This is a genomic window from Aeromicrobium sp. Leaf272 (genome assembly GCF_001422865.1).
In the GTDB taxonomy this organism is placed as follows: domain Bacteria; phylum Actinomycetota; class Actinomycetes; order Propionibacteriales; family Nocardioidaceae; genus Aeromicrobium.
Window position 1 is genome coordinate 457,849 of sequence record NZ_LMMY01000009.1, and the last position, 9,353, is coordinate 467,201.

General features: G+C 72.7%; 9 protein-coding genes, 1 tRNA gene and 1 other RNA gene. 8 read left to right on the forward strand and 3 right to left on the reverse strand.

The genetic code is table 11. The features are described 5' to 3' along the window. The 6 genes from ASF38_RS03835 to ASF38_RS03860 all read left to right on the forward strand — a co-directional run. Positions 1-1,170: threonine/serine exporter ThrE family protein (locus tag ASF38_RS03835; RefSeq protein ID WP_235497377.1), on the forward strand; the 1,170-nt coding region annotated here is incomplete at its 5' end. Positions 1,171-1,288: 118 nt separating this feature from the next. Continuing rightward, positions 1,289-2,446 (forward strand): acyl-CoA dehydrogenase family protein, encoded by a 1,158-nt coding sequence (locus tag ASF38_RS03840; protein ID WP_055963076.1) that lies wholly within the window; start codon positions 1,289-1,291, stop codon positions 2,444-2,446. A gap of 7 nt (positions 2,447-2,453) precedes the next feature. Further along, on the forward strand, positions 2,454-3,569 hold the full coding sequence (locus ASF38_RS03845) for an acyl-CoA dehydrogenase family protein (RefSeq protein WP_056573739.1): 1,116 nt from the start codon (positions 2,454-2,456) through the stop codon (positions 3,567-3,569). 188 nt (positions 3,570-3,757) lie between these two features. After that, the gene (locus ASF38_RS03850) at positions 3,758-4,852 is read left to right on the forward strand and encodes a sigma-E factor regulatory protein RseB domain-containing protein (RefSeq protein ID WP_056573742.1); all 1,095 of its coding nucleotides are present in this window, start codon (positions 3,758-3,760) and stop codon (positions 4,850-4,852) included. Next, positions 4,849-5,736 (forward strand): ABC transporter ATP-binding protein, encoded by an 888-nt coding sequence (locus ASF38_RS03855; RefSeq protein ID WP_056573745.1) that lies wholly within the window; start codon positions 4,849-4,851, stop codon positions 5,734-5,736. Before ASF38_RS03850 ends, ASF38_RS03855 begins: the two co-directional genes overlap by 4 nt. Continuing rightward, complete coding sequence (locus ASF38_RS03860; RefSeq protein WP_056573749.1) at positions 5,733-6,548, forward strand: ABC transporter permease; 816 nt, start codon at positions 5,733-5,735, stop codon at positions 6,546-6,548. Before ASF38_RS03855 ends, ASF38_RS03860 begins: the two co-directional genes overlap by 4 nt. Here ASF38_RS03860 and ASF38_RS03865 read toward each other — a convergent pair. Together ASF38_RS03865 and ffs are read right to left on the reverse strand one after the other, a co-directional pair. Further along, positions 6,538-7,323 carry a triacylglycerol lipase gene (locus tag ASF38_RS03865; protein ID WP_056573752.1) on the reverse strand — a complete coding sequence of 262 codons (786 nt, stop codon included), beginning with the start codon at positions 7,321-7,323 and terminating at the stop codon, positions 6,538-6,540. The two genes, ASF38_RS03860 and ASF38_RS03865, sit on opposite strands and share 11 nt — an antisense overlap. Before the next feature lie 58 nt (positions 7,324-7,381). Then, positions 7,382-7,477: signal recognition particle sRNA small type (ffs, locus tag ASF38_RS17015), an RNA gene on the reverse strand. A gap of 62 nt (positions 7,478-7,539) precedes the next feature. Here ffs and ASF38_RS03870 point away from each other — a divergent pair. Both ASF38_RS03870 and ASF38_RS03875 read left to right on the forward strand, forming a co-directional pair. Further along, positions 7,540-7,627: transfer RNA gene (locus tag ASF38_RS03870), tRNA-Ser, on the forward strand. Between the two features lie 282 nt (positions 7,628-7,909). Further along, positions 7,910-8,467, forward strand: a complete 558-nt coding sequence (locus ASF38_RS03875; RefSeq protein WP_056573755.1) for a dihydrofolate reductase family protein — start codon at positions 7,910-7,912, stop codon at positions 8,465-8,467. A 3-nt stretch (positions 8,468-8,470) separates the two neighbouring features. Here the strand turns inward: ASF38_RS03875 and ASF38_RS03880 are convergent, their stop codons facing one another. Next, on the reverse strand, positions 8,471-9,307 hold the full coding sequence (locus tag ASF38_RS03880) for a helix-turn-helix transcriptional regulator (RefSeq protein ID WP_056556460.1): 837 nt from the start codon (positions 9,305-9,307) through the stop codon (positions 8,471-8,473). Positions 9,308-9,353: the final 46 nt, after the last annotated feature.

Genomic DNA, 9,353 nt, shown 5'->3' on the forward strand with positions numbered 1-9,353 from the left:
GTCGACGTGACCTTCACGTCGCTCACGCTGAGCCACCAGGAGAGCGTGGACGACCTGCCGATCGTCATGCGCCGGCACGTGACCCACCGCGAGGTCGACTACGCCGACCTGACCGCCGTCGACCTGCTCGTCAACGCGCTGCTCACCGGCGAGATCGACCGCGAGGAGGCCGCGTCGCGCGTGGCTCGGATCGCCTCCACCGGCCACCCCCGGCCGCGTTGGGCGATCACCGCCAGCTGGGGCCTCACCGGTGCGGGCGTGGCTCTCCTGCTGGGCGGCGACTGGATCGTGCTCGCCGTGGCCGGTGTCGCCGGCGCCGCGATCGAGGTCCTGCAGCGACGGATCGAACGTCTGCGGCTGCCCTTCTTCTACTCCCAGGTGGCCGGAGCGCTCCTGGCCACGCTCATCGCGGTGGCCGTGGCCGCGACGCCCGCCGAGGTCAACCCGTCCCTGGTCGTGACGGCGGCGATCATCATGCTGCTCGCCGGACTCGGCTTCATCGGTGCCATCCAGGACGCGCTCACCGGCTTCTCGATCACCGCCAACGCCCGGATCATGGAGGTGATGATCGCGACCATCGGCATCATCGTCGGCGTCTCCGCCGGTCTGCAGGTCGGCGAGTGGCTGGGGGTCGACTTCGCCCTGGACCCGGGGGCGTCCGGACTCTCGCAGCTGCCCCAGGTGATGGCGGGGGCCGGCGTGACCGCCGCGGCCTTCGCCCTCTCGGCCTACTCGCCCAAGCGCATCGTGGTGCCCATCGGTCTGCTCGCCGCCGTCACGTCGGGCGCCTACGCCGCACTCACCCAGGCCGACGTCGGCCGGCCGGCCGCTGCCGGCGTGGCCGCGTTCGCCGTCGGCTTCGTGGGCTACTCCGTGGCCCGCCGGTTCCGGGTGCCGCCGCTCGTGGTGGTCGTCTCGTGCATCGTGCCGCTGCTGCCGGGTCTGTCCATCTTCCGGGCCCTCTCGCTGCTCGCGGGCGAGAACCTGCTCGGCCTGCTCTGGATGATCACCGCCGGCGGCGTCGCCGTGGCGCTCGCGTCCGGTGTGCTCCTCGGCCAGTACGTCGCGCAGCCGCTCGGGCGGGAGGCGCGTCGGCTCGAGCGTCGACTGGCCGGACCCCGCCTCGTCGGGCCCCTGCGCGCTGCCGCCGCGCGCCGTCAGAAGGACTGAGCGAGCCCGGCCCGGGGGCCGTCGTTCGTCGAGCCGTGGGACCCGGCACCTGGCAGGGTGTCGGGTGCAGCGCGTATCGTGACGATTAAGCAAGCGCTTACCCACCCGGAGAGTCCCCATGAAGCTTCGTCTGTCCGAGGAGGACGCCGCATTCCGCGAGGAGATGCGCACGTTCTTCACCACCCAGGTCCCGCAGCACATCCGCGACACCGTCGCCGCCCGGCGCGAGCTCAGCAAGGAGCAGATCGTCGAGGCGCAGCAGACGCTGAACGCCGCCGGTCTCGCCGTGCCGAACTGGCCCGTCGAGTGGGGCGGCAAGGACTGGACCCCGCTGCAGCGCCACATCTGGCACGAGGAGATGCAGCTGGCCTGCGTCCCCACGCCGCTGGCGTTCAATGCGTCGATGGTCGGCCCGGTCATCGCGGCCTTCGGCTCCCAGGAGATCAAGGAGCGGTTCCTCCCGGCCACCGCCAACCTCGACATCTGGTGGTCGCAGGGCTTCTCCGAGCCCGACGCCGGCTCCGACCTCGCCTCGCTGCGCACCACGGCCCGTCGTGAAGGCGACGAGTACGTCGTCAACGGGCAGAAGACGTGGACCACGCTCGGCCAGTACGGCGACTGGATCTTCACGCTCGTGCGTACCGATCCCGACGCCCCCAAGAAGCAGCAGGGGATCTCGTTCCTGCTCATCGACATGACGTCGCCCGGCCTGACCGTGCGTCCCATCGAGCTCATCGACGGTGGCCACGAGGTCAACGAGGTCTTCTTCGAGGACGTGCGCGTGCCGGCCGAGAACCTCGTAGGCGAGGAGAACCGCGGCTGGGACTACGCCAAGTTCCTGCTCGGCAACGAGCGCGTCGGCGTGGCACCCGTCGGCTCCACGAAGCGCTGGCTGGCCGCGGCGAAGGAGATCGCGGGCGACCGCCTCGACTCCGACCTGCTGCTCGCCACCCGCGTCGCGGACCTGGAGAACGAGCTGCTCGCCCTCGAGCTGACGGCGCTGCGCGTCGTGGCCCACTCCGCCGACGGCAAGCCGCACCCGGCGTCGTCGGTGCTCAAGCTGCGCGGCACCGAGCTGCAGCAGGCCGTCACCGAGCTCTACGTCGACCTCGCCGGCCCGCTCTCGCTCGCGTCCGGCGCCGGAGACGGCTCCGACGTGCCCGACTGGGCCCGCGTCAGCACCCCGCAGTACCTCAACTTCCGGAAGGCGTCGATCTACGGCGGCTCCAACGAGGTGCAGCGTCAGATCATCGCCAAGACCATCCTGGGACTGTGAGGCAGCCATGGACTTCACCCTCGACTCCGAGCAGACCGCCCTGCGTGACGCGGTGCGCGGCCTGCTGAGCAAGACCTACGACTCGTCGGAGACCCGCCGCGAGGTCACCAAGACCGACCCCGGTTTCTCCGAGAAGACCTGGCAGCAGCTCGCCGAGCTCGGCGCGCTCGGACTGCCGTTCTCCGAGGAGGACGGCGGCTTCGGCGCCGGACCCGTGGAGGTCGCGATCGTGGCCGAGGAGATCGGACGCGTGCTCGCGCCCGAGCCGTACCTCGAGACGATCCTGGCCGCCGGCCTGGTGGCCGACCTCGGCTCGGCCGAGCAGCGCGCCGACGTCATCGGCCGCGTGGCCGAGGGCGCCCTGGTGCTCTCCTTCGCCCACCACGACGTCGGCGACGCCGTCGTGGCCGCCGAGTCCGCCGGCACCTGGACGCTCACGGGCGTCAAGGAGCCGGTGCTGCACGGCGAGCGCGCCGACCTGCTGGTCGTCACGGCCCGCACCGACGCCGGCGTCGGCGTGTTCCTCGTCGACGCCTCGGCCGGTGGCGTGGACCGGATCGGCTACCGCACGCACGACGGCGGTCGCGCGGCGCGAGTCGCCTTCGACGGTGCCACGGCCACGCCCTTGGGCGACCCGGCCGCCGACGCGTCCGACGTCGTGGCCAGGAACGTCGCCCGTGGGCAGATCGCCCTGAGCCACGAGGCCGTGGGTGCCATGGACGTGGCGCTGCGGACCACGACGGAGTACCTCAAGACGCGCAAGCAGTTCGGCGTCCCGCTCAACACGTTCCAGGCGCTCACGTTCCGCGCGGCCGACCTGTACGTGTCGGCCGAGCTGGTCCGCAGCACCGTCACGTGGGCCACTCTCGTCCTCCAGGACGACCCGGACCGGGTCCTCGAGGCGGCGGCGCGTGCCAAGCTGCAGGTCTCGCGCGCCGGCCGCCACATCGGCCAGGAGGCGATCCAGCTGCACGGCGGCATCGGCATGACCGCGGAGTACTCCGTCGGCCACTACACGAGCCGTCTGACCGCGATCGACCACACGCTCGGCGACGGCTCGGAGCACCTGCTCACGCTGGCCCGCTCGGTGGCCGACCACGGCGTCGTCGACCCCATCGGCTGACGGGCGAGGCGCGGCTCGACCCACGATCCAGCCGCACGTGGCGCAGATCCTTTTCCGGCGCCGCGTGCGGCTGTCGTGCGTCGGGGGCCGCCCGTGGCCGCAGCGCGCCACCGACGCACTCGACGGCCCCGGGATCCACCCAGCTCCACCCGGCGAGGCGGGGTCCCACCTCGTACCGTGGTCAGGAGATGAAGCCCTCCGCCCGACGCTGGCTGCTCGTGGCACTGGCGTCGGCCCTGCTGGCCGCGGCGCCGGTGCTCCCCCGCCTGCTCCCGGCCGAGGCCTCCGACGTCTCGGCGGACCGACTGCTCGAGCGGGTCGTCGCGTCACGCGACCTGGGGTGGTCGGGCGAGGTGCGCAGCCGCGGCACGCTGCAGATCCCCGAGACCGACTCGTTCGCCGGGGTCGCCGACCTGCTGGGCGACACCAGCACCCTGCGCGTCTGGTGGCGGTCGGACGAGCAGTGGCGCGTCGACCGCGTCCGCGCGAGTGGCGAGACCGACCTGGTGCGCGAGGGTGACCTGCTCACCACCTGGCGCTTCGAGTCCGAGCGCGCCACCTCGTCCCCCTACGCCACCGTCCGCCTGCCCGACGCCTCCGACCTCGTGCCGTCACAGCTGGCCCGGCGCCTGCTCGCCGGGGCCGACGCCACCGAGCTGTCCCGCCTGCCGGAGCGACGCGTGGCGGGGCGGTCGGCGCCCGGCCTGAGGCTGGAGTCGGCGGACGAGCAGTCGACCATCGATCACGTCGACGTCTGGGCGGACGCCGAGACCGGTCTGGCGCTGCGCGTCGACGTGGTCGGCACCGCCTCGGACCTGCCCGTGGTGTCCACCGCCGTCACCCGGTTCGACCCGTCGACCCCCGATCCCGGCACGACCACGTTCACCGCTCCCCCGGGCGCCCGCGTGGGCTTTCGCGACGCGATCGACGTCGCCGCGGGCGCCAACGCCTTCGCACCGTTCGTGCTCCCCGACGCAGTCGCCGGCATCGAGCGTCGCGGCGACCCCGACGAGCTCGGAGCCGTCGGCGTCTACGGCCGTGGGCCCACCGCCCTCGTGGCGGTGCCGCTCCGCCGCGGTCTCGCCGGCCAGGTGCGCGAGCAGCTGAGCGCCTCGTCGGCCGTGCGCACCGACGTCGGCACCTCCCTGGAGATCGGGCCGCTGTCCGTGCTGCTCACCGAGGGTGGCCGTGGTCGGGGCACCTTCCTGCTGGCCGGGACCGTGACGCCCGAGGTGCTTGCGGACGCCGCGGCCGAGCTGGGCGATCAGGTGGGGCGGCGATGATCAGGACCCGAGCGCTGACGAAGCGGTACCGCGGCGTGCCGGCGGTCGACGGCATCGACCTCGACGTGCGAGAGGGCGACGTCTACGGGTTCCTCGGGGCCAACGGCTCCGGCAAGACCACGACGGTGCGGATGCTGCTGGGCCTCGTCCTGCCCACCTCCGGGGAGGCCGAGGTGCTCGGCGAGGCGATGCCTGCGTCGGCCGCGTCGGTCCTCCCGCGCGTCGGCGCCCTGGTGGAGGGACCCGGCGCCTACCCGCACCTGTCGGGGCGCAGGAACCTCGCCACCTTCGACGCCGCCGGGCCCGACGCGCGGCGACGTGGACGGTCCGGTCGCATCGGCGAGGTGCTCGAGCAGGTGGGGCTGGACCCCGCCGACCGTCGGCCCGTGCGTGCGTACTCGCTCGGCATGCGCCAACGCCTCGGCCTGGCCGGCGCGTTGCTGCGTCGGCCGCGGCTGCTGGTGCTCGACGAGCCCACCAACGGACTCGACCCGCAAGGGATCCGCGAGATCCGCGAGCTGCTGCTGGCGCTGAACGGCGAGGGCACCACGATCTTCCTGTCCAGCCACCTCATGAGCGAGATCGAGCAGATGTGCACCCGCGTGGGGGTGCTCGACCGCGGCCGACTGGTGCTGCAGGACCAGCTGGAGACCCTTCTGGCACCGAGCGAACGCGTCGTGGTGGGCACCCGCGACGTCGCGCGTGCCCTCGCTCTGCTGGGCGAGGCCGTGGAGTCGTCCGTCGGAGAGCGCCTGGTGGTGGTGTCCGACGACCCGGCCCGGGTGAACGCACGTCTCGTGTCCGCCGGCGTCCGCGTCGACTCCGTGGGGCCGTTGCGCGTCAGCCTGGAGGACGTCGTGCTGCGCGCGAGCGAGGCGTCATGATCCGGGTGGAGCTGGCCGCGATGCTGCGGCGCCGACGCACCTGGGTGGTCATCGCGATGTTGAACGCCCTGCCCGCGCTCGTGGCGGTGCTGCTCGCGACCACGCAGCTGGGACCCCGTCCCGGCACCGGGCCACCGTTCCTCTCCGCCGTCCTGAGCGACGGCACGCTCTTCCCCCTTGCTGCCCTGGGCATCGTGCTCCCGCTGTTCCTGCCGGTCGCGGTGGCGGTCGTGGCCGGTGACGCCATCGCCGGCGAGTCGCAGACGGGCACGCTGCGCTACCTGCTCGTCCGCCCCGTGGGCCGCACCAGGCTGCTGGTGGCGAAGCTGGTGAGCGTCGTGGCCTTCGTGCTCGTGGCCGTGCTGGTCGTGGCGGTCGTCGCCTACGTCCTCGGACGGCTGCTGCTCGGCGACGGAGATCCCAGCGGCACGGTCACCAGCGTCTCCGGCTCCACGCTCAGCCAGGCGGAGATGATCCAGCGGACGGTCCTGGCGCTCGGCTACGTGACGTGGATGATGCTGGGCGTGGCCGCCCTCGCGCTGCTGCTCTCCACGATCGTGGAGTCCGGGCTGACCGCCGCGCTCGGGACAGTGGCGGTGCTCATCGGCTCGACGGTGCTCCTCGGGCTCGAGGCCGCCGACGTGCTGCAGCCGTACCTGCCGACCCGGTACTGGCTGGCGTTCGTCGACCTGTTCCGCGACCCCATCCGGTGGACCGAGGTGGTGCGGGGCGTCGCCGCTCAGGCCGCCTACCTCGTGGTGTTCCTCGGGGCGGCCTGGGCCAACTTCGGCAGCAAGGACGTCAACAGCTGACGTCGGTCGGCGCGCGGGCGGCGTCCCGACCGAGCACCGAGGCCACCGTCGCGAGCACCGCGGCGTCACCGGGAAGCGCGCGGTGCGGGGTCGTCGAGCCGGGGCACAGCCGTTGCACCCGCAGGTTGAGAGCGCCGTCGAGCATCGCGGAGTCCGTGGGGACGACCACCCGGTCGGCGTCGGACCGCAGTGCGACCCACTCGGGTCCGTCCGGCGTCTCGTCACCGGCGTTCAGGCCACGCAGCAGGTCGCTGTCGGGCACGAGCTGCTCGCACGCGGTGGGGCAGCTGCCCGCGATCTCGACCGCCAGCGCGGCGACGTCGGTGCCGTGGTGGGGCGAGCCGATCGTCAGCACCCGTCGAGCCACGTCCGCCCCGCCCTGGTCGCGCACCCACAACCGGGCCACGACACCGCCTGCGGAGTAGCCGACGACGTCGACCGAGTCCGCGCCCGTGCGCTCGAGGGCCGCTTCCACCGAGCGGCCGAGTGCGGCCGCCTGGGCGCGCAGGTCTCCCCTGCCGTCGCCCTCGGGCTCGAGCACCTCGACGTCGCGGCCGGCCGACCGGAGCGCGTCGCGCAGGGGATCGAGGGACGCCACGCGTCCGCCGTACCCGGAGACCAGCAGCACGGGCCCGAGCTCATCCTGCGACGCGGGATCCGTGGCGTCGAGCGTGCGGACGACCCCGATGCCGACGGCGACCAGCACCACGGCCACGAGCAGCGCCGCCCCCGCCAGCAGGGTGCGCCGCCGCTGCGGCGCGAGGTCGTCGAGCACGACCCCATCCTCGCCGACGACCCCTGAACATGGCGCGGGCGCGAGGAAGCTCCTGGAACGTGAGGACCCCTCGCGCACCCGCTAGAGCCCACTGACCCTTGCTGCCTTCCGGCCCTGGGGGATTGGGTGAGATAGCGCCACGCGAGGGGCTGCGGCCAGCATACGGGGGCCGACCCGGTGGGTTCCAAGCGGGATGCGGCGGGTACGCTCGTCGGCGGAGGATTCGCATAGTGGCCTAGTGCGCTCGCTTGGAAAGCGGGTTGAGTGAAAGCTCTCAGGGGTTCGAATCCCCTATCCTCCGCCACCGGGCAAGGAGCCGCGCTGGAGCGCGGCCCTTGCCCGTCGCGCTGGTGACACGAGGAGCGAGCCGGCGGAGGCTTGCCTTCAGCGGCAGTGTCGAAGCCCGCTCGAGCCCCCACGCACGAGTACGGCTCCATTCTCGTTGCGCTGGTGACACGAGGACCGAGCCGGCGGAGGCTTGCCGTCAGCGGCAGCGTCCCGCCCGCGCACGGCGCAGCCCCACCCCTCCACGACCCACTCGTGCACTACGCTTGGTGTTCCACTCAGGAATATCGCAGGAGAAGCCGTGCGCAGCGTCGTCCTCTACCAGCTGCTCTCGCTCGACGGCGTCGCCGAGGAGCCGGGCGACTGGATGTTCGAGGCCGGCCCGGAGATCTTCGACAACCTGGCCGCTGTGATCGAGCGTCAGGACACGGTCCTCCTGGGCCGAGGTACCTACGACTACTGGTGCGACTACTGGCCCACGAGCGACGTGCAGCCCTTCGCCGACTTCATCAACGGGACCGAGAAGCACGTCGTCACCTCCACGCCCCTGACGGGGTCGTGGCAGAACTCGACGGCGGTGCACACCGACGCCGCCGACCACGTTCGCTCGCTCGCCGCACAGGACGGCGGCGACATCGGCATCCACGGCAGCATCGGTCTGGCCCAGTCGCTGCTCGCGGCCGGTCTCGTCGACGAGCTACAGCTCGTGGTGGTGCCGACGGTGGCCGGACGCGGGAGGCGTCTGCTCGAGCCGGGTTCGCCGACCCGACGACTTGCCCTCGTCCGCTCCGAGCGGTCCTCCTCCGGCGACCTCCTGATCACCTACGTCTTCCGACCGGACGACTCGACGCCGTCCTGACCATCAGCCCGCCGCGCTCCCCACGACCGACAGCAGCTGCAGCCGCTCGTGGCTCTCGCTGCCGGGGACCGCGGTGTAGACGAGCAGGGAGTGCGCCTGCCGCGGGTCCTGGAGGATCTGGCAGCTCAGCTCGAGACGGCCCACCGTCGGGTGGTCGTACCGCTTGAGCTCGTGCGGCATGATCCCGACCTGGTGCTCGTCCCACAGCGCCCGAAACTCCTCGTTCTCGGCCGCCAACGCAGCGGCGAGGCGCGCCGCCTTCGACGTCGGCCCGCGCCGGGCCATGATGCCGCGCAAGCCGGAGACGTACATCCGGGAGAAGTGCTCGTGGTCCTCGGGCGGGTGGAGGTCCCGCGCCCCGGGGACGGTGAACCAGCGGTAGCCGATGCTGCGCTCCGGCCCGCTGAACCGCCGCAGGTCGCCGACGAGCGCGACACCGAGCGGGGTCTGGCGCAGGGTCTCGCCGAGCTCGGTCACGATCTCCGCCGGGGTGTCGACGAGCCGGTCGAGGATCCGCAGCATCCCCGGGCTCACGTGGTCGCTCTCGGCTCCGCGCTCCGGCGGCCGGTGCCCGGCGAGGTGGAACAGGTGGTCGCGCTCGTCGAGTGACAGGTGCAGGCCCTGGGCGATGGCCGCGACCATCTGCTCCGACGGCTGTGGTCCGCGCTCCTGCTCCAGCCGGGTGTAGTAGTCGGCCGACATGTGGCACAGCACCGCCACCTCCTCGCGGCGCAGCCCCGACGTCCGCCGTCGCTGCCCGCGCGGCAGGCCCACGTCCTCCGGCTGCAGCGCCTCGCGGCGCACGCGGAGGAAGTCCGACAGCCCGGTCCGATCGATCATGGCTCCATCGTGCCCCGTGGCGGTCCGCGCATCCACGGATCGTCGG

What these genes read in the sequence shown, in the direction of transcription:
- ASF38_RS03845 (WP_056573739.1), top strand. Translation starts at nt 2,454, where the DNA reads ATGGACTTCACCCTCGACTCCGAGCAGACCGCCCTGCGTGACGCGGTG.
- ASF38_RS03880 (WP_056556460.1), bottom strand. Translation starts at nt 9,307, where the DNA reads ATGATCGATCGGACCGGGCTGTCGGACTTCCTCCGCGTGCGCCGCGAG.
- ASF38_RS03850 (WP_056573742.1), top strand. Translation starts at nt 3,758, where the DNA reads ATGAAGCCCTCCGCCCGACGCTGGCTGCTCGTGGCACTGGCGTCGGCC.
- ASF38_RS03860 (WP_056573749.1), top strand. Translation starts at nt 5,733, where the DNA reads ATGATCCGGGTGGAGCTGGCCGCGATGCTGCGGCGCCGACGCACCTGG.
- ASF38_RS03840 (WP_055963076.1), top strand. Translation starts at nt 1,289, where the DNA reads ATGAAGCTTCGTCTGTCCGAGGAGGACGCCGCATTCCGCGAGGAGATG.
- ASF38_RS03855 (WP_056573745.1), top strand. Translation starts at nt 4,849, where the DNA reads ATGATCAGGACCCGAGCGCTGACGAAGCGGTACCGCGGCGTGCCGGCG.